The sequence below is a fragment of the Methylomonas sp. LW13 genome, from assembly GCF_016865255.1.
In the GTDB taxonomy this organism is placed as follows: Bacteria; Pseudomonadota; Gammaproteobacteria; order Methylococcales; family Methylomonadaceae; genus Methylomonas.
Genome location: NZ_CP033381.1, coordinates 3,870,295 through 3,892,899, shown reverse-complemented (window position 1 = coordinate 3,892,899; position 22,605 = coordinate 3,870,295). Strand labels below are relative to the sequence as shown.

20 protein-coding genes are annotated in these 22,605 nt (G+C 52.8%); 4 read left to right on the top strand and 16 right to left on the bottom strand.

Going from position 1 to position 22,605, the window contains the following annotated elements:
- Positions 1-63: 63 nt before the first annotated feature.
- From tpx to queF, 13 genes are all read right to left on the bottom strand, one after another.
- Entirely contained in the window at positions 64-561 is a 498-nt protein-coding gene (gene tpx, locus JL719_RS17505) for a thiol peroxidase (RefSeq protein WP_033155554.1), read from the bottom strand.
- A 20-nt stretch (positions 562-581) separates the two neighbouring features.
- Positions 582-1,973: a ribosome biogenesis GTPase Der gene (der, locus tag JL719_RS17500; RefSeq protein WP_033155553.1), complete on the bottom strand. Its 1,392-nt coding sequence runs from the start codon at positions 1,971-1,973 to the stop codon at positions 582-584.
- Between the two features lie 4 nt (positions 1,974-1,977).
- Positions 1,978-3,189, bottom strand: coding sequence for an outer membrane protein assembly factor BamB (gene bamB / locus JL719_RS17495; RefSeq protein WP_033155552.1), 1,212 nt, complete (start codon positions 3,187-3,189; stop codon positions 1,978-1,980).
- 28 nt (positions 3,190-3,217) lie between these two features.
- Positions 3,218-3,874 carry a YfgM family protein gene (locus JL719_RS17490; protein WP_033155551.1) on the bottom strand — a complete coding sequence of 219 codons (657 nt, stop codon included), beginning with the start codon at positions 3,872-3,874 and terminating at the stop codon, positions 3,218-3,220.
- 33 nt (positions 3,875-3,907) lie between these two features.
- Complete coding sequence (hisS, locus tag JL719_RS17485; RefSeq protein ID WP_033155550.1) at positions 3,908-5,194, bottom strand: histidine--tRNA ligase; 1,287 nt, start codon at positions 5,192-5,194, stop codon at positions 3,908-3,910.
- 19 nt (positions 5,195-5,213) lie between these two features.
- Entirely contained in the window at positions 5,214-5,975 is a 762-nt protein-coding gene (gene pilW, locus JL719_RS17480) for a type IV pilus biogenesis/stability protein PilW (RefSeq protein WP_033155549.1), read from the bottom strand.
- On the bottom strand, positions 5,965-7,077 hold the full coding sequence (rlmN, locus tag JL719_RS17475) for a dual-specificity RNA methyltransferase RlmN (RefSeq protein ID WP_033155548.1): 1,113 nt from the start codon (positions 7,075-7,077) through the stop codon (positions 5,965-5,967). Before rlmN ends, pilW begins: the two co-directional genes overlap by 11 nt.
- Entirely contained in the window at positions 7,052-7,483 is a 432-nt protein-coding gene (gene ndk, locus JL719_RS17470; protein ID WP_033155547.1) for a nucleoside-diphosphate kinase, read from the bottom strand. The genes rlmN and ndk overlap by 26 nt, the downstream gene beginning before the upstream one ends.
- A gap of 148 nt (positions 7,484-7,631) precedes the next feature.
- A complete protein-coding gene (secD, locus tag JL719_RS17465) occupies positions 7,632-9,479 on the bottom strand; it encodes a protein translocase subunit SecD (protein ID WP_033155546.1) in 1,848 nt (615 codons plus the stop codon).
- Positions 9,480-9,553: 74 nt separating this feature from the next.
- A complete protein-coding gene (gene yajC, locus JL719_RS17460; RefSeq protein WP_084153212.1) occupies positions 9,554-9,904 on the bottom strand; it encodes a preprotein translocase subunit YajC in 351 nt (116 codons plus the stop codon).
- A gap of 108 nt (positions 9,905-10,012) precedes the next feature.
- On the bottom strand, positions 10,013-10,873 hold the full coding sequence (gene asd, locus JL719_RS17455; RefSeq protein WP_033155544.1) for an archaetidylserine decarboxylase: 861 nt from the start codon (positions 10,871-10,873) through the stop codon (positions 10,013-10,015).
- A complete protein-coding gene (locus JL719_RS17450; protein ID WP_026603899.1) occupies positions 10,870-11,154 on the bottom strand; it encodes an EscU/YscU/HrcU family type III secretion system export apparatus switch protein in 285 nt (94 codons plus the stop codon). Before JL719_RS17450 ends, asd begins: the two co-directional genes overlap by 4 nt.
- A gap of 6 nt (positions 11,155-11,160) precedes the next feature.
- Entirely contained in the window at positions 11,161-11,550 is a 390-nt protein-coding gene (gene queF / locus JL719_RS17445) for a preQ(1) synthase (protein WP_020485282.1), read from the bottom strand.
- A 295-nt stretch (positions 11,551-11,845) separates the two neighbouring features.
- Here queF and JL719_RS17440 point away from each other — a divergent pair, with 295 nt between their 5' ends.
- On the top strand, positions 11,846-12,205 hold the full coding sequence (locus JL719_RS17440) for a hypothetical protein (protein WP_033155543.1): 360 nt from the start codon (positions 11,846-11,848) through the stop codon (positions 12,203-12,205).
- Positions 12,206-12,421: 216 nt separating this feature from the next.
- Here JL719_RS17440 and JL719_RS17435 read toward each other — a convergent pair whose 3' ends face one another.
- The 3 genes from JL719_RS17435 to nhaD are packed head-to-tail and all read right to left on the bottom strand — an operon-like array spanning position 12,422 to position 16,125.
- The gene (locus JL719_RS17435; RefSeq protein ID WP_033155542.1) at positions 12,422-13,126 is read right to left on the bottom strand and encodes a response regulator; all 705 of its coding nucleotides are present in this window, start codon (positions 13,124-13,126) and stop codon (positions 12,422-12,424) included.
- Positions 13,123-14,658, bottom strand: coding sequence for a DUF4118 domain-containing protein (locus tag JL719_RS17430; protein WP_033155541.1), 1,536 nt, complete (start codon positions 14,656-14,658; stop codon positions 13,123-13,125). The genes JL719_RS17435 and JL719_RS17430 overlap by 4 nt, the downstream gene beginning before the upstream one ends.
- A gap of 24 nt (positions 14,659-14,682) precedes the next feature.
- A complete protein-coding gene (gene nhaD, locus JL719_RS17425; RefSeq protein WP_033155540.1) occupies positions 14,683-16,125 on the bottom strand; it encodes a sodium:proton antiporter NhaD in 1,443 nt (480 codons plus the stop codon).
- A gap of 371 nt (positions 16,126-16,496) precedes the next feature.
- On the opposite strand from nhaD, the gene smc reads away from it, so the two are divergent.
- The 3 genes from smc (at position 16,497) to lepA (ending at position 22,605) form a co-directional block, all read left to right on the top strand.
- Positions 16,497-19,997, top strand: a complete 3,501-nt coding sequence (gene smc / locus JL719_RS17420; protein ID WP_033155539.1) for a chromosome segregation protein SMC — start codon at positions 16,497-16,499, stop codon at positions 19,995-19,997.
- The gene (locus tag JL719_RS17415) at positions 19,997-20,734 is read left to right on the top strand and encodes a cell division protein ZipA C-terminal FtsZ-binding domain-containing protein (protein ID WP_033155538.1); all 738 of its coding nucleotides are present in this window, start codon (positions 19,997-19,999) and stop codon (positions 20,732-20,734) included. The genes smc and JL719_RS17415 overlap by 1 nt, the downstream gene beginning before the upstream one ends.
- Positions 20,735-20,805: 71 nt before the next feature.
- A complete protein-coding gene (gene lepA, locus JL719_RS17410) occupies positions 20,806-22,605 on the top strand; it encodes a translation elongation factor 4 (RefSeq protein WP_033155537.1) in 1,800 nt (599 codons plus the stop codon).

Genomic DNA, 22,605 nt, shown 5'->3' with positions numbered 1-22,605 from the left:
CTTAGACTTTAGCTTGTTGCTTCGCGCCGAGTTGAATATCAGAACTCGGCGCTATGGATACGGTTAATGCAGGGCGGCCAAGGCACTGACGTAGTCAGGCTCGTCGGCAATTTCACTAACCAACTGGGTGTAGACCACTTTGTCGTTTTCGTCGATGATGACGATAGCGCGGGCGGTCAAGCCTGCCAGGATGCTGTCCAACAGCTCGACGCCGTAATCGTGGGCGAAGCTGGAACGGAAGGTCGAGAGCGGCACGACGTGTTTGATGCCTTCGACTTCGCAAAACCGCACTTGCGCGAAGGGTAGGTCAGCCGATACCACCAACACCACGGTATTATGCAAATGCGCGGCTTTTTCGTTGAATTTGCGGGTCGAGGTAGCGCAGGTCGGCGTATCCAGGCTGGGGACTATGTTCAACACTTTACGTTTGCCGGCAAATTCAGCCAAACCCACGTCCTGCATTTTACGATTGGTTAATTGGAAATCCGGCGCTTGCGTACCTATCGTCGGTAAATCGCCGATGGTGTTGATCGGTTTGCCTTGGAAAGTGATGGTTGCCATGTGTTGCTCCCTGGGTGTTTTTATTTTTTGCGTTTGCTGAAATCGATCAGGCGCTTGCGTTTTTTCATCTGGCGGTCGCTTAGCGGGTTTTTCTGACCCTGAAACGGGTTCTCCGGCGATTTGAATACCAAGCGTATCGGCGTGCCTGTCAGCCGCAACTGATCGCGGAAATAATTCATCAAATAGCGTTTGTATGCACCGGGCAGGGCATCGGTCTGGGTGCCGTGGATCACGACAACCGGTGGATTTCGGCCGCCCTGATGTGCGTACTTCAATTTGATGCGGCGACCACCGACCAGCGGCGGCTGATGCGCGGCCAGCGCGTCGGTCAAAATCCGGGTCAGCAAGGGCGTTGACATGTCGGTCATAGCCGAGTCGTACAGGGTATGCACCACGTCGAACAACTTGCCGACGCCGCTGCCGTGCAGCGCTGAGATCGGATGCTTTTCGGCAAAATCCAAAAACGACAATTTGATCTCGATTTGCTTTTTCACGAAATCGCGGTGTTCGGCGTTCAGGCCGTCCCATTTGTTCAAACCAATAATCAAAGCCCGGCCGGCTTCCAACACCAAGCCCAAAATGTGCGCATCCTGATCGGTGACGCCTTCGCGGGCGTCGATCAAATAAATCACCACATGGGCTTTCTCGATGGCTTGTAGCGATTTGATGATGCTGAATTTTTCCACGGTCAGCGATACCCGGGAGCGGCGGCGCATGCCGGCGGTATCGATTAAGGTAAATTTCTGGCCGTTGCGTTCGAACGGAATATAGATACTGTCGCGGGTCGTGCCGGCTTCGTCGAACACCACTACACGCTCTTCGCCGAGCAGCCGATTCACTAAAGTCGATTTGCCGACGTTAGGACGGCCGACGATGGCAATGGCGATACCCGGATCCTGCTCTTCGAATTCGTCCTCGACTACCGGCAATAACTCGTCAATACGATCCAGTAAGTCGTGGACATTGCGACCGTGGGTAGCGGCAATCCCGATGGGTTCGCCCAGCGCCAGAGCATAAAAATCGTTGGTCACGGTATTGCTGTCGATGCCGTCGACTTTATTCACCACCAGCACCACCGGTTTGCCCAGCTTGCGCAGCATATCGGCAATCGCTTCGTCGGTGGCGTTCAAACCGTCGCGGGCGTCGACCAGGAAGAACACCACGTCGGCTTCCTGCAGCGCAATTTCCACCTGCTTTTTGGCGAAGACGTCTATGCCTTCCTGTTCGTCAGTGATACCGCCGGTATCGACTACCAGACAGTCGCGCTCGCCGCGTTTGACCCGACCGTACTGGCGGTCGCGGGTCAGGCCGGGATAATCGGCAACTAATGCTTCGCGACTGCGCGTCAAGTAATTAAATAGCGTAGATTTGCCCACATTGGGGCGGCCCACTAGGGCGATAACAGGTAACATGAATTTATTTTGCTCTCAAAGCGGCCAGGGTGCCGTCTTTGGCGTAAATGAAAACCGTATCGTCCACGACTACCGGCTTGGCTTCTATTGCCGCTTTACTGACCTGAATCCGGCCCAATTGGCGGCCGTCGCTATTGGACAGCCAATGTACATAACCTTCGAAATCGCCGACTACGACATAATTTTGATAAACCACCGCTGCCGTCAATTGGCGGTTGTGTAAGTCTTTTTGTTTCCACAGTGAGGCGCCGCTGCGTTGATCGAGCTGCCAGACATGGCTTTGGGTATCGCTGACATAAAGGTAACGGTAATCCAGGCTCAGGCCGGTGTAGGAAGACACCGCTTCGTTGCGCCACAGCACATCGCCGTCCACTTCGGAGACCGAAGACGCGCCGCCGGTGAAGCCGGCAATATAAATGGCGCCGCGTGCCGCGACCGGATCGACATCGAGATCGACCAAGCGTTCGACTTCGGACCGACCGCTGGGTATCGCGATAGTGGCTTCCCAGATGGATTTGCCGTCTTTCAATTGCAGGGCTTCCAGCTTGCCATTAGCCGAGCCGGCGATCACGTTGTCGTCGACAATGATGGGCGCGCCGGTGCCGCGGATGCTCAGGGCCGGTACGCTGTGTTCGAAGGTCCAGAGTTGCGCGCCATTATCTTCTTTGAGGCCGATGATTTTGCCGTCGGTGGTCCGGACGATGACAATACCGTGACTCACCACCGGAGCCGCCAATACTTCGCTGGGTACATCGATTTTCCAGCGCTGTTCGCCGTTGGCTTTGTCAAAACCTATGACTTCGCCGGTGCTGGTACCCATTACCACGGTATGCACCCCCAGACCGGGGCCGGCTGAGAAGCTGTAATCGGTGTTGTTTTCCCAGCTCAGACTACCGTTGCCGGCGCCACGCGCCTGCAAATGGCCTTTGTTGTCGCCGACGTATACAGTGCCTTCGGCGACTGCCGGTATCAGTTTCAGATATTTTTCATCCGCGCCATTACCGATTGATTCCTTCCACAGCACCTCGACTTGCACTTCCGGGGTATATTCCTGCAAGGCGGCCGGCGGATCGGCGTTGTCGTCGTCGCCGGTGATATATTCCGTTAAGCCCGAGATAAAGTCGCGTCCGGCATCCAAGCCCGCGCAGCCGGCTAGCATCGGCAGGCAGGCAAGCAGCGGGAGAAGTGAGCGGTATCTGATGTTCCTGATTAACATGCTAAAGCGTGTATCCGTTGGCGTGGGCTTAATTGGCAGCCGCCGTGGCAGCGTTGCCAGGCGTTGCGACGTCGTCCAGCTTGAACTGCGTCAGCGGGGTGGCTTGACCGGTTCTGATTGCGCTTTGGTACGCGCTACGGGCTTCGTCCAAGCGGTCCAGCGCCACGTACAGGTCGCCCTGCAATTCGTCGTAACTGGCAGAAAAGCCTTCGGATTTGGCCGGATCGACCGCAGCGATCAGTTGCAAACCTTGTTCGTATTGGCCGGTAGCCAGCATCAGTTGAATCAGGCGTAGACGGGCAACATGTCTCAACTCATCGCTGTCGGCTTCCTTGATGGACTTTTCCAGAATCGCTTTAGCGCCTTCCAGATCGCCTTTTTGCACTTTGCTTTTGGCCAATTGCAGGCCGGCATAGTGGGCGTAAGCGGTGCCCGGAAATTCGATAGGCAAGCGTTCCGCCAGTTTTTCGGTGGATTCGCTGTTGTCCTTGGCCGCGCTATCCAACAATTGTTGGTACATTTGCGAGGCTTGGGCGCGTTTTTCCAGTTGGTGGTTTTGCCAGAGATTCCAGCCGCTCACCAATACTATTGCGGTGACAACACCGGCGATCAATGAAGTCTGATTGGCTTCCCACCACTTTTTCAACTGTTCCAGCTGTTCTTCTTCGGTATCGTAAATTGCCACGGTAGTTCTCTTCTATTATCAGGTTATAAGGGATTATCGGCGGTGCCAGTCTTGCAGGGTTTGCAGGAGTTGGTCGTGATTGTACGTGCTTTGTTCGGCGTCGATGCGCAAGGGTTTTAAAGCCACTTCGCCGCGTTGGGCTTCGTCGTCGCCGATGATGATGGCGTACTCGGCACCGGACTTATCGGCTTTTTTAAACTGGCTCTTGAAGCTGCCGCCGCCGCAATTGACTTGCAATTTCAAGCCCGGAAGCGCATCGCGGATGCGTTCGGCCAAGCGCATGCCGGCTGCTTCGGCGTTGGTGCCGACGCGAATCATGTAAACATCGGTGCTAGCTGCGACTGGGACATTATCCAGTAATTCAAGCAAGGCCAGAATGCGCTCCATGCCCATCGCAAAGCCGATGGCGTGATTGGCTTTGCCGCCCAGTTGCTCGATCAAGCCGTCGTAGCGGCCGCCAGCGCAGATGGTGCCTTGCGAGCCTAAGTGCTCGGTGACCCATTCGAATACGGTTTTGCCGTAATAATCCAGGCCGCGCACCAAGCGAGTATTCAATTGGTAGGTAATACCCAGATCGTCCAGCGTGGCTTTCAGGCTATTGAAATGTGCCAGACTTTCTTCTCCAAGATGCTCAAGTAGTACCGGGGCCTGTTGCAACATAGCCTGCATATCCGGATTTTTACTATCCAGGATGCGTAGCGGATTGGTTTCCAGGCGGCGCAAGCTGTCTTCGTCTAAAACTGCCAGATGTTGTTGGAAATATTCGACCAGTTTGCCGCGATAAGCCAGACGTTCTTCGCTGGTACCCAGGGAATTGATTTGCAGCTCGACTTTATCGCGGATGCCCAGTTGCTTCCAGAGCCGGTCGGTCAGCGCGATGATTTCCGCGTCGATGTCCGGGCCGGGCATGCCGTAGGTTTCCACACCCAGTTGGTAGAACTGCCGGTAACGGCCTTTCTGTGGGCGTTCGTGGCGGAACATGGGGCCGTAATACCACAAACGGTGGCTTTGATTGTGCAATAAACCGTGCTCCAGGCAGGCGCGCAAACAGCCGGCGGTGCCTTCGGGGCGGAGGGTTAACGAATCGCCGTTGCGGTCGTCGAAGGTATACATTTCTTTTTCGACGATGTCAGTGACTTCACCGATCGAACGCTTGAACAGTTCGGTCTTTTCGACGATAGGCAATCTGATTTCATGATAGCCGTAGGCGCTCAATACCTGTTTGGCCTGGCTTTCCAGCCATTGCCATAGAGGCGATTGTTCAGGAAGGATGTCGTGCATGCCGCGGATGGCTTGGATAGCCTGTTGTTGTTTTGCCATGATCTTGTTTGTTGCCGGATTATTTGCTGATCGCGGTTTTGACTTGTTGTGCTTCTTTGGAAGCCGGAAAAGAGCTAATCAATTGCTCGCGGTATTCTTCGGATATTTTGCTGTTACCCAGCGCCCGTTCGGTTTGAAACGCGATCCACAGCGTTTCCGGGGTATGTTTAGCAACGCCCAGGTAGCGCTCCAGAAACGCCCTGGCCGACATGAATTGGCCATTCTGATAACTGATGCGTTGCATCTCCTGCAAGGCCGGCGAGTAATCGGGCTGAGATTGCAAGGCTTGGCGAAAATACTCTTCGGCGCGCTGCATGTCGTTCTGCTTAACGTAACAAACGCCCAGATTGGTTAATGCAAACCAGGGCCGGTTGTTCATTGGCGATGCCATCGAATCTTGCAGCAAGGCTATGCCTTTATCGAATTTGCCTTGCTCGCACAAGAAGCGGCCATAGTTATTCTTGATGCTGAAGTTATCCGAGTCTTTATTTAGCGCAGTTTGATAGCTGTCGCTGGCTGCTTCGGTTTGTTTGATGCGCTCGTAGAAGACCGCCAAGGCGTTATGAGTTTCCGGGTTGCTGGAATCCAGCCGCACCGCAGTTTCCAGCTTTTCCTTGGCGACGTCGAGCATGCCCATGTCCAGATAACGCGCGCCCATTTGTAGATTGAGCTTGGCTTTTTCGGCATTGCTCATCGTCTCGCGGGTGTCCGGCAGCAGGCCGCAAGCGCCTAGCAATAGGCTCATCAGCACTAATCCGCGAGCGGCTTGCCTATTGGCCATGCGAGAGCCCTTGTGCTTGCAGTTTTAAATGTCTGCGGCTTTTATCTTGTACTTGACCGACCAATTGCCCGCAGGCTGCATCGATGTCGTCGCCGCGGGTCTTGCGAACGGTAGTGACGATGCCGGCATTATGCAGAATATCCCGAAATTTCAGGATGGCGGCGTTACTGGAGCAACGGTAATGCGATTGCGGAAACGGATTGAACGGAATCAAATTCAGCTTGGACGGCACGGTTTTTAACAGTTTGACTAAGGTGCGCGCGTCTTCAGGGCTGTCGTTGATGCCGTCCAGCATCACGTATTCAAACGTAATATGCTTGCGCGGGCCGGTCTTGGCGTATTCGCGGCAGGCTTCCATCAATTCCTTCAGCGGATATTTGACGTTGATCGGTACGATTTGGTCGCGCAAGGCGTCGTTGGGGGCGTGCAGCGAGACCGCCACGCTGACGTCGCAGACCTCGTTCAGGCGCTTCATTGCCGGGACAATCCCCGAGGTGCTGATGGTGACGCGGCGTTTGGATAGGCCGTAACAAAAATCATCCATCATTAAATTCATGGCTGCCACGACATTGTCGAAATTCAATAGCGGCTCGCCCATGCCCATCATCACCACGTTGGTGATGCGACGTTCCGGTCCCAGCCGTTGTTGAGCCAGATATAGCTGGCCGATGATTTCGGCGGTGGACAGGTTGCGGTTGAAACCTTGTTTGGCGGTCGAGCAAAAGGTGCAGGCCAGGGCGCAGCCGACTTGCGAGGACACGCATAGCGTGGCGCGGCGTTCTTCCGGGATGTAAACGGTCTCCACCCGATTGCCGCAGTGCATCTGCACCGCCCACTTGCAAGTGCCGTCGGACGCCAATTGTTCGGCGACGATTTCCGGGACTTTGATTTGGCAGTGTTCTTTTAAATGATTGCGTAGCGATTTGCTCAGGTTGGTCATCTCGTCAAAATCCGAGATGCCTTCCTGATAAATCCATTTCAGCACCTGGGTGGCGCGAAACGGTTTTTCGCCGAGCTCGACAAAAAAGGCTTGCAAGCCTTTTCTGTCGAAATCCAGCAGATTAATCAATGCTGGCTTAGCGGATACGGTCGCAGAGTTCATTAGCAGAGAAGAAGTAAGCGATTTCTCTCGCGGCAGATTCTGGTGCATCGGAACCGTGTACAGCGTTTTCGTCGATGCTGACTGCGAAGTCGGCGCGAATAGTGCCGGCCGCCGCTTCTTTAGGATTAGTGGCGCCCATCAGTTCGCGGTTTTTCAGGACTGCGTTTTCGCCTTCCAATACTTGGACAACGACTGGACCAGAAGTCATGAAGCTAACCAAGTCTTTGAAAAAACCGCGTTCTTTGTGCTCGGCATAAAAGCCTTCGGCTTGCTCTTGGGTCAGTTGCAGCATTTTGGATGCGACGATGCGCAGGCCGTTTTTTTCGAAGCGGCTGACAATTTCCCCAATCACATTTTTAGCGACTGCATCAGGCTTGATGATTGAGAAAGTACGTTCGATTGCCATTGTGTAACTCCAGTGAGGATGTTGATTGAAAAATTAATTGCGCATTATAGCTTGTCAGGCAGGGTGTTGAAAAACGCCCTGCCGAATAGTGTGTTTCCGAAATTGCGGAAGCGGCCCGGTTTAAGCAGAGCCGAGACCCTAGTTTTGGCTAGATGGAAATTTTATCGCTGCGGTGATCGTTGCCGTAGAACCAGTTGACCAACATCCGGGTGCCGGTGACCGCGGTAAATACCGAAGTGGCAATCCCAATCATCAAGACCAGCGCGAAACCCTTAACCGGGCCGGTGCCGAAGCCGAACAACAATACGGCGACGATGAAGTGGGTAACGTTGGAGTCGAGAATGGTGGCAAAGGCTTTTTCGTAACCGACGTATATGCTGGCCTGCCGGCTCAAGCCGTTACGCAGTTCCTCGCGGATCCGTTCGTTGATCAATACGTTGGCGTCCACCGCCATACCCACAGTCAAGACGATACCGGCCATGCCTGGCAAGGTCAGGGTGGCTTGCAACACGGACATGATGGAGATCAGCAGTACGACGTTGAACAACAAAGCAAAGTTGGCGATCAAGCCGAACGCGCGGTAATAAGCGACCATGAAAAACACGACCAGCAGGAAGCCGGCGGTAATCGACATCATGCCTTGATCGATATTTTCCTGGCCCAAGCTGGGGCCGACGGTGCGTTCTTCGACGATTTCAACCGGAGCCGCCAAGGCACCGGCTCTGAGTAATAAGGCCAAGGTGCGGGCTTCTTCAGGGCTGTCAAGGCCGGTGGTTTGGAAGCGTTTGCTGAAACTGTCGCGGATAGTGGCGACGCTGATGACTTTTTCGACTTTTTCCTTGTGTTGGACTTTCTCGCCGTTAACAACCCGGGTCTCGGATTTGTATTCGATGAACACCACAGCCATCGGCTTGCCGATATTTTCCTGGGTCATCTTGCCCATTTTTTTGGCACCGACGCCATCTAATGTGATGAATACGGCAGGTGAACCGTCTTGATCCAAGCCTGATGACGCATCGGTGATTTGGTCGCCCGTAACGATAACCGCGCGCTTCAGCAGCACCGGCGCGCCGTTTTTGTCTTTATATAAGCGGCTGCCGATAGGTTCGTGACCGCCCAAGGCCGACTGCACATCATGCTCTACGTCAACCAAACGGTATTCCAGTGTGGCGGTGGTGCCTAACAATTCTTTGGCGCGGGTAGTGTCTTGCACGCCGGGTAATTGCACTACAATGCGGCTATCGCCTTGTTGCTGAATGATAGGCTCGGCGACACCCAGTTCGTTGACCCGGTTGCGCAGCGTGGTAATGTTTTGGCCCAGCGCCGATTTCTTGATTTCGCGCAGGTTGCGTTCGGGGATGTTTAACGTAAATTCATTCGGACCGCTTTCCACTAAATCCAGGCCGCGGAAGTCTTTATTGAGTACTTCTGTGGCGGCAACTCTGGATTCTTCGTTAGGCAGCACGACTTTGATGCCGCCCGCTTCCTTCGCAACCGATTGATACCGAACTTTTGCATCGCGGAAGGCCGAGCGAATGTCGTTGGTGTAGCGTTCTTCGGCTTGTTTCAGCGCGGAGTCCATGTCAACTTCCAACAGGAAGTGCACCCCGCCGCGCAAGTCTAAGCCCAGATGCATAGGATTTGCACCGAAAGCGCGTAGCCAAGCCGGGGTGGCAGGCGCTAAATTCAAGGCGACTGTCGCTTTGCCGGCCATTTGCTCGCGCAATAGGTCTGCCGCTTTCATTTGTTCGTCGGTGTTATTGAACCGCGCCAGGATTTTGCCGTCGGCAAATTCAAAGCTTTTCAACGTGAAACCAGCGTTTTTGATGCTGGCGGCGACTGCGTCAGCCTGAGACTGCTGCAATGGCGCCGGGCTGGACGAAGCCAATTGCACTGCCGGGTCGTTGCCATAAAGATTAGGCAGCGCGTAAATCGTACCGACTAACAGCACGAAAATTACTAGGATGTTTTTCCAGACAGGGAAATGATTTTGCATGGTTATTCCATTAAAGCAGTGACAGCCAGGCTGTTGCGAATAAAAGCGGGGTATATCGCAGGGTTAAAGCAAACTTATTCTTTGGTTTTTTTGCTGTTCAAGGTTTTGTAAGTACCTTTCGGCATCATGTTGGCGATGGCGTGACGTTGGACCTGAATAAAGCTGTTGTCAGAGACTTCCAGTTTGACGAAGTTGTCGTCCAATTCGGCCACTTTGCCCAAAATGCCGCCGGTGGTGACCACTTCGGCGCCTTTACCCAACGCAGCCAGCATTTGTTTTTGTTCCTTGTTGCGCTTGGATTGTGGGCGGATGAACAGGAAATAGAAAAATATCAGAATACCCAATGGGAACAGCATGCCTTCAAAGCCGGGTTGTACGGCGGAGGGCGCTGTTTGGGCCAGCGCATCGGAAATCAAGAAACTCATGGTAATCCTCTTATTGTTATCGTCGTTTTAATGGTCCGGCCGGGCGGACAGGCGCGCATTATGCCACACTAGCAGTGCTTATCACATTACGCTGTCAATTTGTCCGGTTTATGCTAGCGTTCGGCCAATCGCCTCGCCCAGTTGTACCGCTCTGCCGCTGGAGAAGTCGTCGTTCCAAGCTATTTTTTCTTTACCGAACAGGACGATAATCGTCGAGCCCATATTGAATCTGCCCATTTCCATGCCTTTTTCAATAATCGGCGCGTCTTTTTCATAACGCCAGGTCCTGGGAGCGCTGATGCTCGGTGGCGTTACGACACCGTGCCAGACGGTTTCGACGCTGGACACGAAAATTGCGCCGACCAGAATCAAAGCCATCGGCCCTGCGGCCGTGTCAAAAATACAGGCTACGCGCTCGTTGCGCGCGAACAGATTCGGCACGGCGCCAACCGTGGTGTTATTCACGCTAAACAGGCGACCGGGAATATGTACCATTTCTTGCAAAGTGCCGGTCAGCGGCATATGCAGACGGTGGTAATCCTTGGGTGATAAATAAATAGTGGCGAAAGAGCCATCTTCAAAGGCCTGCGCCCGTTCGGCGTCACCGCCCAGTAATTCCAAGGCGCTGTAGTCGTGGCCCTTGGCTTGGAAAATTCGGCCGTTGCTGATCGGTCCGGCTTGGCTGACCGCGCCGTCCGCCGGACAGGCTATGGCGTCGGCGGCGGAGTCAATCTGTCTGGCGCCGTCTTTTAATTCGCGGGTAAAAAAATCATTGAAGCTGGCGTAGTGATCCAGCTCTTGAAACTTGGCTTCCTGCATGTTTACCCCGTACAACTGCACGATGGATTTGATAAACAGGTTTTTCCAGATTTTGTTTTGGCAGTGAGTCAGTTTGGACATCACGCCGGAGAGTGCGTGATGCGGCAATGCGTATTGCGGCAACACGGTAAACGCTTCTTTTAAATTCATGATTCGGAATCAGGGGTTTTGCCGCTGATGAAATACGCAAAGGCGATGACTTCGGCAACGGCAATATAGAGTTGTTGGGGGATTTCCTCACCGAGTGGGACTTGCGCCAAAATTCGCGCCAGCTCCGGCTCGTTTTGCAGCGGTACGCCGTGTTTTTCGGCGATGGCCAGAATTTGCTGAGCGGTAAACCCTTCGCCTTTGGCGGTTACTTTCGGCGCATTTTTGCCGTCGTATTGCAGGGCGACGGCAATATCGCTGTTATAGAAGGTTCTGCCACTCACGTTGCTTTACGGCAGATTGACCAGTTCAGGCGCTTGCCAACTTGGGTCGCGATGTTCGGCGATTACCGTGGTGTAAATGCCGCCGCGCACGTTGAATTCGGCGCGCAGGCGCATGAAATTGGGCGAAATTGCCGCGACAATATGATCCAAAATCTCGTTGGTGACCGCTTCATGAAAGGCGCCGCGCTCGCGAAAAGTCCACATGTACAGCTTTAAGGATTTGAGCTCGACGCACAATGTGTTGGGTACGTATTCCAGAACCAGTTTGGCGAAGTCGGGTTGGCCGGTCATCGGGCACAAACAGGTAAATTCCGGGATGTCGATGCGAATCGTGAAGTCGCGCGCCGGCCTGGGATTTTCGAATGTGGTGAGGTCTGCGCTGGGTTTTGTAGTCATTGCTTGATTTGCGTTGTTAGGGATTCCGGAGTAGCGAATGGGATGTCCGCCGGTTAAGTCTGGCAATATTTTACCAGCTAAGATGCGGTAACGTATTAAGCATTTAAACTCAAGGAGTTATCTTGTTATTTTTGCGTTGGCGGTTGTGTATAGGTTCGGGTTTGGTTCTCCTGAATCGGCCGAAACAATTAACGGGTGGAATTGTCAACAACTTACGGCGAATGATGTAAACTAGTCGTTAAGGCGAATCGTAAAAACCGTTAAGATGTAAGTTCAATTTGCAGGGGAGTCGACGATGGAAATCAACACTACATACCCAAACCAAAGTACCTTGGCTAGCCAAGGCGTATCCAGAGAGCAAAAAGCCGGCGCGATTGAAGAATTGGCTGAGCGCAGAAAGGCAAGTAATTCGCAAAATCAGGTCGAGAGAACCGAGCCAAGCCCAAGCGACACAGTCAGTTTGTCCCAGGAGTCTTTGAAATTAGCGCAGGCTGCCAGCGGACAAAATAGCGACAGTCAGGCCAGAATCAACAGTCCGGAGCAGGCGCAAGAGGTGGTTGGGAAGTTAATCTCGGACATTCAAAACAATCCAGTTCAAGCCCAATCCGCTGTCGCCAACAGATCGCGCGCCAACTTAAGCGCATTATTGAACTAGGCTCGCTACGTTTCTTGCAGCAGTTTCTGCAAACAGGGGCCAGTCTTTTGGCTGGCTCCCTTACATCCTGATAATTCAATACCAATTCTCATCTCTCCCCCGATTGACAGAAGTCTCGGAACAGTCGCTGGCGACAAAAACGAAGCCGTTTCTATCGTCTACCGTTCTCGGCCTACAAAGAGGCAAGGTTCTTTGCCGTCAGGTTCTCTCGAACGGTTACTCTATATCGGTATCATCAATCGCCATGCGATAGCCCACGCCGACTTCGGTCAGCAAATAACGTGGCCGCGCCGGATTGACTTCTAGTTTGTGGCGCAATTGTCCCATGTAAATACGCAGATAATGTTGATCGTGGATGTGTTCCGCGCCCCACACTTCCTGCAGGAGTTGTCGATGAGTCACCACGACGCCGGCATGGCGTATCAGAATGCCGAGCAATCGATATTCGATAGGGGTGATGCGTACTTCGTTGTCGGCAACGAATACTTTCCGACGCGTCAAATCCACCTTCAATAGACCGGTTTCGAATACCTCTAGGTTGCTACGGCTGCGAGCGACCCGACGCATCAAGGCTTGCAGACGAGCGTGCAATTCGCCGCTACCGAAGGGTTTGGTCAAGTAATCGTCGGCACCGGCATCTAGTGCCAGGATCTTGTTTTGTTCCTGGCTGCGCGCCGACAAGATCAGGATGGGCAAATCCGACAATTGCCTCAGGCGACGGGTGACCGCTATACCGTCCATGTCAGGTAACCCCAGGTCCAGGATCACCAGGTCGGGATGTTCGCTATTCAGCATTGCCAGCCCCGATTTGCCGCAGTCGGCTTTGATTGTAGACCAACCGCGATGGGTGAGGCTGGTTTTTAGGAAGCGTCGGGTTTGTGCGTCGTCTTCTATCAGTAGAATCAGGGGGATTGCTGTCATGCCACGCTCCCAAGCGCTTCTGATTCTGCAAGCAGCGGCGGCGCATGCAGGGGTAGTTCGATGCTAAATTCCGCACCTTTGCCGGCGCGGTTATCGGCTTGAATAAGCCCGCCATGCGCCTCGACGATAGCCTTGCACAATGCCAGCCCCAGGCCAACCCCGTTTTGCTGGGTTTCGGTGGCGCCGCGATAAAACTTCTCGAAAATCCGGGTTTGTTGATGTTTGGCAATGCCAGGGCCGTAATCCGTTATGCTTAAGCGGAAGCGCTTCGGCAGCGCTATCGCTTCGATGTCAATGGGGCTGCCCGGCGACGTATACTTAACCGCGTTTTCGATCAGATTGACCAGTACCTGTTCCATCAGTACCGCGTCGATCCACAATAGCGGCAAGCTATCCGGCAGCAGCGTGCGTACCGGTCTGTCCTGTAAGTGTTTATCCAGGCGGTTCAAGGCACTGCCGACGATTTCTTCAATGGCGTTCCAACTGCGGTGCAAAATGATCTGACCGCTGCTCAAGCGGGCCATATCCAGAATTTTGCCGGTCAACTCCGACATGCGTTGCGCTTCTTCCAATACCGATTGATTCAACTCTTGGCGTTCCATGGCTGATAAACCGGCATCATTCTCGATAGCGGTGCCGACCGCACCAATGATGCGGGTCAAAGGCGTGCGTAGGTCATGGGAAATGGAGCTTAACAACGCATTGCGCAAGGCTTCAGTTTCGGCTTGCAGATTGGCCTCGCGGGCTTGAGCGGCTAGCTGAAATCGCTCCAAGGTTTGCGCGATTAAATGGCAGAAGGTGTTTACTTCCGGCGATTGTCTGACCAATGCTTCAGTTTGTAGGATGGTTAACACACCTTGCACGGCACTAGATCCGTGCAGCGGGTAATAGCTTAAAGGGTGCTGCTGTCTGACTTCGCCTTTCTCGAAGGCCCCTTGTGCCAGAGCAAGATCGATGTTGTGCAGTGAAACGGGTAACACCTGATTTGTCTGTATTTGCAGGCCGTTTTCGGTATCGGCAATCAGCAGCACCGAATCCGTACCAAATTCATTGTCGATATGTTCGGCCGCGATACGGGCAACGGCGTTGTGATCCTGGGCCGCGGACAGGTCACGACTCAATCGATAGAGCGCATTAGTATGCGATTCACGTTGTTTGGCTAACTCGGCTTGCAAGCGTGATTTTTCAAGCAAGCTGCCGGTGACGTTCGCGACAATGATCATTACCGCCAAGCCGACGATATTTTCCAGGTCGCTAATCGCAAACGAGAAAATTGGCCGGGCAAAATAAAAGGCAAAGGTTGGCGCGCTGAGTAGCGAGGCGACGATGGACGCGCTGCGACCATAGCGGCTGGCGACCAGAAATACGCCCAGCAAGTAAGTCATCAGGATGCTGGCCGGTCCCAATAGGTCGCGCAAAGGCCAATCGATCAGCGTGCAAATGAAGGGCGCGGCTAAACCCCAGGCATGGCCGATGAAACGCTCGTTTCTCGCTAAGTTCGGGCTGGAGCCGAAAACGCCAGATAATTTCATCAATCCGTTTAAGGCTTCTGCTGGTCAGAAAGACCCTGCATTGACCAGCATATGAGTGCCGATACTGGCAAAGTATGCCAACAGGATTACCGGACACCATTTCATATGGCTGCCGAACGTATATTGTCCTTTGGCTTGGCCCATTAAACCGATGCCTGGTGCGGAGCCAATTGCCAGCAGGCTGCCGCCAACGCCCAACGTCAAGGTCAGCAACAGCCATTGTCCTTGCGGAATATCGGGATGCATGGTTAACACGGCGAACATCAAAGTGCCGTTATCGACGAATGCTGACGATAAACCGATCATGACATTCGCCAGAGTCGGGCTGAATTGCCCGTATAGCACCTGTGAAATCGCATCAAGATAGCCTATGAAGCCTAGGCCACCGATGCCCATCATCGCGCCGTAGAAGAACAGTAAAGTATCCCATTCCAGTCGGCCCACTTTATCGAAAACATCCAGGCGCTTGGCTTCAATAGACAGCGAATGCAAATCGCCACCGCCGAAAAATAGCGAAAACTCCGACTGTTGCGGATTACTTGGCTTATCGGATTTTTGCAAATAGAAATAAAAGAATTGTAACAAGGATAGACCTGCCATCATGCCGGCTGCCGCCGGTAATCCCAACGCCATATCAAAACCAACCGCCAAGCTGATGGTGACGCCGAACAGGAATATGATGCGTTTGGCCCCGCGTGGTAACAAAATTTGCTGGGGTTCGATAATGGGTTTGTCTTTGGGTAGTGCAAAATGCATAGCTGCGGCTGGTACCAAAAAGTTGACGAGACAAGGTACGAACAATTTAAAAAACTCGGTAAAACCCAGCATGCCATGTTGCCAAACAAACAGCGTCGATATGCCGCCCAACGGGCTAAATGTGCCGCCGGCATTGGTGGCAATCACGATGTTCAAACAGCCCAGTGAGATAAAACGCGGACTGTTTTTGCCAACGGCTACCACGACAGCGCCCATCAACAAGCCGGCGGTTAAGCCGTTGACGATACAGGAAATTAGAAAAACTAAAAATCCCGTTATCCAAAATAGTCGTCGATAGCTGAGGTCTTTACTGACCAGCCAAATCTTCAGCGCATCGAAAATGCCCATATCCTCCATGGCGTTCAGATAAGTCATCGATACCATGATGAATAGCAGCAATTCGATGTAAGTCTGCAAGTTCGCCTTAAAAGCGGTAGTTGCCGGTAAACTGTCGCCGTGTTGTTGATACGCCAGGACGATGACAAACCAGATCAATGCCGCTGCCAGCAGCATTGGTTTGGATTTGCGCAGATTGGTCACATCTTCGAGCATCGCGGAGATATACGCGATGATCATCACGACCAGCGAAAAGTAGCCAACCCAATGCTGAGTAAGACCAAGATGAAACGACTGCGGCGTCGCCGACTCGGCAAATCCGGGGCCGGGAAATATCAGCGACACTAATCCAAATAGATAGACAACCCGCAGCATGCGTTCTCCGGTTAACGAGATAAATGAAGATGCCTCAAAATTGCTTGGTTTCCGGCGACTTTGGACGATCTACGGATTGTATTTTTAGCCGTGTAAAAAAAGCGTAAAGAGGCAATGTTTGCAAGCAAAGCCGCTACATGTGCAAAATTTGAGATCGACTTTGTTAAAGGCTGCTAGCGTTTGCTGCCAGGCGCACAGCTGTGGTTGGTCAAGCGACAACAGCAATGTTTTTACACATTGATTTTCGAGACCAAATGCTTCGTTCAGTTTAAGGCGTAGTGTTAAGCGGATTTAAATTCCATTCGAATCGAAATGGCATTTCGAAGATAATAGCCGGCTTTGTAAACGTCCTTGAGCGTCTCTAACCAGGCATGAAGCTGGAAAAAATCAAACTTTCGGGTTTTAAATCCTTTGTCGATCCCACCACGATACCGATCAACGGCAATCTGACGGCGATTGTCGGCCCCAACGGTTGCGGCAAATCCAATATCATCGACGCGGTGCGTTGGGTGATGGGGGAGAGTTCGGCTAAGCATTTGCGCGGCGGCAATATGGCCGACGTGATTTTCAACGGCTCGTCGGGCCGCAAGCCGGTCAGTATGGCCTCTGTGGAACTGGTATTCGACAACAGCGAAGGCAAGGCAGGCGGCGAATATTCGCAGTACGCCACCATTTCCATTAAACGCCAGGTTAGCCGCGATGGTCAGTCGCTGTTCATGCTGAACGGCTCCAAATGTCGGCGCAAAGACATCACCGATTTGTTCTTGGGGACGGGCCTTGGTTCGCGTAGTTATGCGATTATCGAGCAGGGCACGATTTCCCGGATGGTGGAAGCCAAACCGGAAGATTTGCGTATCCATATCGAGGAAGCGGCTGGCGTTTCCAAGTATAAGGAACGGCGTTCGGAAACCGAAACCCGCATGCGCCATACCCGCGAGAATCTGGAGCGGCTGAACGATTTGCGTGACGAGGTCGAAAAGCAAATCAAGAATTTGGCCAAGCAAGCGGAAAAGGCCGAGAAATACACCGAGCTGAAAAAGCAGGAACGCCAATACAAGCAAGAGTTGCTGGCAATGCGCTGGCAAAATTTCCAACGCTCTGCGCAGAAGCTGGAAGAAAAACTGCAAAGTATCGCCGCCGAGCACAATCGACTGTTCGTGTTGCTGCGTGATACTGAAAAAGCCATGGAGCTGAAGCGCGGCGAACAAAAAGCCCAGCAGCAGCATCTGGATAGCACGCAAGCCGAATATTATGCCGTGGTCGCCGAAGTCAGCCGGTTGGAACAGACCATCAAGCACAATCAAAAAAGCCACGAAGAAACCCTGGTCGAAATCAATCGTTTGAAATTGCAGGCCGAGCAGGCGCAATCCGAATGCGAACAGGACAGACAGCAGTTGGAGGAAATTCGCCAGACCTTGCTGGAAGCCGAAGAAACCATGATTGTGGCTCGCGAGCGCGAGGAAGACTTGCTCGGTATTCAACAAGACGCCCATCTGCAAAAACAGCAATGGCAACAGCAGTGGGAAGCCTTTCTGGCGGAAAACGCCGGTTATCGCGAACAAGCCGAAGTGCAGCGGACTAAGCTGGTGCAATTGGAAAATCAAAACCGGCAGTTGCATACCCGACTGGACAAATTAAACGGCGAACGCGGCGGCTTGGCCGACACCCAGTTGCAACTGGAGTTGGAAACCCTGGATAGCAGTATCGAATTGATTGAAGCCGAGCGCGAGCAATTACAGCAGCAACTGGAAGTTGTGCTGCAACGCATCGCCGAGCTGCGGCCGGCCATCAAACAACTTCACGACAGCCTGCACGCCAGCCGCGCCGAATTGCAGAAGGTCAACGGCAAGATCAGTTCCTTGGAGTTATTGCAGCAGCATGCGATGGGCAAGGATAAAAAAGAGCTGAGCGCCTGGCTGGAACAGGTGGGTTTGGAGCAACAGCCACGATTGGCCGAGTTCCTGGATGCTGAAGAAGGTTGGGAAACCGCGGTGGAAACGGTGTTGGGCAGTTACCTGGAAGCGATCTGTGTGGATAGCGCCGATTCTATACTGGGCGAGTTGCAGGATTTGACCAAACAATCTTTGGTGGTGTTTGAGACACATGCAAATCTGGCTGGCGCGGGTGCCAATCCAGTGGCTTTGGCGAGCAAGCTGCGCAGTCGTTGGGACTTATCTAGTCTGTTAAGCGGAATCTATTGCGCGGAGACCATGCAGCAAGCCCGGCAAATGCATCTGCAGGCGCATGAATCGGTTGTATTAGCCGATGGCACCTGGCTGGGCAAAGATTGGATCAAAATCAGCCGGGGTAGTGACAGCAAGGCCGGAGTACTGCATCGGGAAAAAGAACTGCGCGAACTGAAACAGCGGCAAAGTGAATTGCAAATGATGATTGCTGAAGACGAAGAGCAATTAGCGAATTCCGAACACGAATTGAAAGCCGCTGAAAGCAATCGCGAGCACTATCAACAAAAGGAAAAGTTGCTCAGCGCCGAGTTTTCCGCGAAGAGCGCCGAATACAGCGCGCAGTCGGCGCGTTTCGAGCAGCAAAAGCGCCGTCTGGAACAGCTTGATCACGAGATCGAAGAAATCAGCCAGCATCTGGCGGAAAATGCCGAAAGCATTTCCGAAGCGGAAATGATCAAGCAGGACGCCGAGCAGGCCTTGGGCGATTTGGGCGACAAGAAAACCGAATTGGAGCAATTGAATCAACAGATTCAAGCGCAACAGCAAAACACCGATGCCTCGGTCGATGAAGCGCGCCGGCACTTGCACCGCTTGCATGCGCAGATCGAATCGCTGAAGTCTTCGGAAGTGCTGACCGCCAAACAGATTGAGCGTTTGCAATTGCAGCATCAGCAATCGGCTGATCGTATCGCCGAACTGGAAAACAAGTTGCATTTTTCATTAGCGCCGCTCGACGATGAGAAAATGCAATTGGAAGAGTTGTTGGAGAGAAAAGCCGAATTCGAGGACAACCTGCAGTCCGAGCGCCAGGCTCAGCAGGCTAGCGAGCAGACGGTCAGTCAGTTGGCCGAGCAATATTCGCAAACACAGCGGTCCCTGGAAAAACAAAAAGAAGCGCTGGATCAGGTGCGTTTCGAACAGCAAGACAGCCGAGTGCGTCAGCAAACGATTGCCGAGCAGCTGACTGAGGTGGATGCCTCTCCAGAGGCGATTCTGGCCAATCTGACCGAAGGCGCGAGCGAAACTAAGTGGAAAAATGCCGTCGACGAGCTGACTGATCAAATCGAGCGGCTGGGATCCATCAATCTGACTGCCATCGAAGAGTTCAAAACGCAATCCGAACGGATGAAATTTTTAAACGAGCAGCATGACGATTTGGTCGATGCCTTAAATACTTTGGATCAGGCCATCAGTAAGATCGACAAGGAAAGCCGCCAACGCTTTAAAGAGACTTTCGACAAGATCAATAGTGGTTTGAAAGAAAAATTTCCGCGTTTGTTCGGTGGCGGCCAGGCTTATCTGGAGTTAACCGAAGACGATTTATTGGAAGCTGGCGTCAACATCATCGCCCGGCCGCCCGGCAAGCGGAACAGCTCGATTCATTTGTTGTCCGGTGGCGAAAAGGCCTTGACGGCTGTGGCCTTGGTTTTTTCTATTTTTGAATTAAATCCGGCGCCGTTTTGTTTGCTGGATGAAGTGGACGCGCCGCTCGACGATGCCAACGTCGTGCGCTTTTCGCAGATGGTGGAAGACATGTCGGCAACCGTACAGTTTTTGTATATTTCGCACAACAAAGTCACAATGGAAATTGCAAAACATCTGGCAGGTGTTACCATGAAGGAGCCTGGAGTATCCAGAATGGTGGCGGTTGATATTGATGAAGCAGTGAGCATGGCAGAAAGCTAATGGATAAAGAATTATTAAGAGTCGTGATTATTTTGATCGGCGTGCTGGTGATGATCGGCATGGTGTTGTGGCATTTCGTCAAGTCGTTGCGAGAAAGACGCACCCCTGACGATTATTACGACGAGGACTCTTACGACGACCGAGTGGTTGACGAGTTTTCGGTCGAGGAAGACGACGATGAAATGGATGTATTTGCGTTAGGCAACGAGTTGGTTGATGGAGATGCTCTGTTAGACGATCAAGCCATCAAGCCCAGCCCAAAACCTTCTGCCGATGCTTTGCGCAAGGATGTCGAGAAAAAACAAGCCGCGACCTTGGCTAATTCGCGGCGTTTGGAATTGCCGGCTTTGATCGAGTTCAGCATCGTTGCCCGTGCCGACCAAGGCTTTAATGGCGAAGATCTGTTCGAGGCTTTCGAACGTGTGGGCTTGCGCTATGGCAGTGTGCGGGTATTCGAACGGGTGGATGCCAATCGCATGGTCGATTTCGCGGTCGCCAGCATGGTTGACCCCGGTACTTTCCCGGACACCGGGCTACAAGATTTTTATTGCCCCGGCATCGTGTTTTTTATGCAACCGCGCGAAGTCGATGCACCGTTGGCAGTATTCGATGATTTCATGGAAACCATCGATACGTTGGCCGACGAACTTGACGGCGTGGTCTGGGACAACCAGCGGCAGCCGCTGACTGCCGAAACCGTCGCACAATTCAGACAAATACTGGCCAAGGCCGCCTAAAGCAGTACCTCGCGGGGGCAGGGCAGCTACCGCATTTATTCTGTAAACCTAACGAATTAACTAGAAGCTAAGTGGATCAAAAAAATATCAGAAATTTCTCCATCATTGCCCATATCGATCACGGGAAATCGACATTGGCAGACCGATTTATTCAAATTTGTGGCGGCTTAAGCGACCGGGAAATGGAGGCGCAGGTACTCGATTCCATGGATCTGGAGCGGGAACGCGGCATTACCATCAAGGCGCAAAGCGTCACCCTGGATTACAAGGCCAGCGATGGCGTCACCTATCAGCTGAACTTTATCGACACGCCGGGCCACGTGGATTTTTCCTATGAAGTTTCGCGTTCGCTGGCGGCTTGCGAAGGCGCCTTGCTGGTCGTCGATGCTGCTCAAGGCGTGGAAGCGCAAAGCGTCGCCAACTGCTACACCGCCATCGAACAAGGTTTGGAAGTGGTGCCGGTGCTGAATAAGATCGATTTGCCGTCAGCTGAGCCCGAGCGGGTGATGGAAGAGATTGAGAATGTGATCGGCATTCCGGCCGATGAAGCTTTGAAGATCAGTGCCAAGACCGGCATCGGCGTGGAAGCCGTGCTGGATCAACTGATTCAAAAGATTCCGCCGCCAGCGGGTGATGAAAATGCGCCGTTACAGGCTTTAATCATCGATTCCTGGTTCGACAACTATCTGGGCGTGGTGTCCTTGGTGCGCATCGTCAACGGTAGTTTGCGGAAAAAGCAAAAAATTACCGTCATGTCGACCGGAAAGTCATTTCTGGTTGATAAATTGGGCGTTTATACCCCCAAACAACTGGAGAAACAGCAACTCAACACCGGTGAGGTGGGGTTCATCGTCGCCGGCATCAAGGATATTTTCGGCGCACCGGTTGGCGACACCATTACGGCTACCGACAATCCGGCCAGTGAAGTACTGCCGGGGTTTGAAAAAGTCCAGCCGCGGGTGTTTGCTGGTTTGTATCCCGTCAGTTCCGACGATTTCGGCGCCATGCGCGAAGCGTTGGATAAATTGCGTCTGAATGACTCGGCACTCAATTACGAACCGGAAACCTCGCAAGCGCTGGGTTTTGGCTTTCGTTGCGGCTTCCTCGGCATGCTACATATGGAGATCGTCCAGGAACGGCTGGAGCGCGAATACAACATCGATCTGATTACCACCGCGCCGACTGTTATTTACGAAGTGGAAACCCATGGCGGCGAGATCGTGATGGTCGACAATCCGGCTAAACTGCCGGATGTAGGCACCATTGTCGAGATTCGCGAACCTATCATTTTGGCGAATATTCTGGTGCCGCAGGCTTATTTGGGTAATGTGATCAATCTGTGTATCGAAAAGCGCGGCATCCAAAAAAACATGCAGTATGCTGGTAGTCAGGTCTCGCTGAGCTATGAGTTGCCGATGAGCGAAGTGGTATTGGACTTTTTCGATCGTTTGAAGTCGGTCAGTCGTGGCTATGCCTCATTCGATTACGAATTCCTGCGTTTTGAACCGGCGCCGCTGGTGAAATTGGACGTCTTGATCAATGGTGACAAAGTTGATGCCTTGTCGATTATCGTCCATCGCGATCTGAGTCAGAATCGTGGTCGAGATTTAGTCGATAAGATGAAAGATCTGATTCCGCGGCAGATGTACGAAGTGGCGATCCAGGCGGCCATTGGCGCAAAAGTCATCGCCCGCTCTACGGTCAAAGCCATGCGCAAAAATGTCACAGCCAAATGTTATGGTGGCGACATTACCCGTAAGAAAAAGCTGCTGGAAAAACAGAAAGCCGGTAAGAAACGCATGAAGCAGGTGGGTAGTATCGAGATTCCTCAGGAAGCCTTCCTGGCGGTGTTGCAGGTCAATAAAGAGTAA

Coding starts and splice junctions, on each gene's coding strand:
- smc (WP_033155539.1), top strand. CDS start 16,497: ATGAAGCTGGAAAAAATCAAACTTTCGGGTTTTAAATCCTTTGTCGAT.
- JL719_RS17415 (WP_033155538.1), top strand. CDS start 19,997: ATGGATAAAGAATTATTAAGAGTCGTGATTATTTTGATCGGCGTGCTG.
- tpx (WP_033155554.1), bottom strand. CDS start 561: ATGGCAACCATCACTTTCCAAGGCAAACCGATCAACACCATCGGCGAT.
- JL719_RS17435 (WP_033155542.1), bottom strand. CDS start 13,126: ATGACAGCAATCCCCCTGATTCTACTGATAGAAGACGACGCACAAACC.
- der (WP_033155553.1), bottom strand. CDS start 1,973: ATGTTACCTGTTATCGCCCTAGTGGGCCGCCCCAATGTGGGCAAATCT.
- nhaD (WP_033155540.1), bottom strand. CDS start 16,125: ATGCTGCGGGTTGTCTATCTATTTGGATTAGTGTCGCTGATATTTCCC.
- secD (WP_033155546.1), bottom strand. CDS start 9,479: ATGCAAAATCATTTCCCTGTCTGGAAAAACATCCTAGTAATTTTCGTG.
- asd (WP_033155544.1), bottom strand. CDS start 10,873: ATGAATTTAAAAGAAGCGTTTACCGTGTTGCCGCAATACGCATTGCCG.
- hisS (WP_033155550.1), bottom strand. CDS start 5,194: ATGGCAAAACAACAACAGGCTATCCAAGCCATCCGCGGCATGCACGAC.
- pilW (WP_033155549.1), bottom strand. CDS start 5,975: ATGGCCAATAGGCAAGCCGCTCGCGGATTAGTGCTGATGAGCCTATTG.
- queF (WP_020485282.1), bottom strand. CDS start 11,550: ATGACTACAAAACCCAGCGCAGACCTCACCACATTCGAAAATCCCAGG.
- ndk (WP_033155547.1), bottom strand. CDS start 7,483: ATGGCAATCGAACGTACTTTCTCAATCATCAAGCCTGATGCAGTCGCT.
- bamB (WP_033155552.1), bottom strand. CDS start 3,189: ATGTTAATCAGGAACATCAGATACCGCTCACTTCTCCCGCTGCTTGCC.
- JL719_RS17430 (WP_033155541.1), bottom strand. CDS start 14,658: ATGAAATTATCTGGCGTTTTCGGCTCCAGCCCGAACTTAGCGAGAAAC.
- rlmN (WP_033155548.1), bottom strand. CDS start 7,077: ATGAACTCTGCGACCGTATCCGCTAAGCCAGCATTGATTAATCTGCTG.
- JL719_RS17440 (WP_033155543.1), top strand. CDS start 11,846: ATGGAAATCAACACTACATACCCAAACCAAAGTACCTTGGCTAGCCAA.
- yajC (WP_084153212.1), bottom strand. CDS start 9,904: ATGAGTTTCTTGATTTCCGATGCGCTGGCCCAAACAGCGCCCTCCGCC.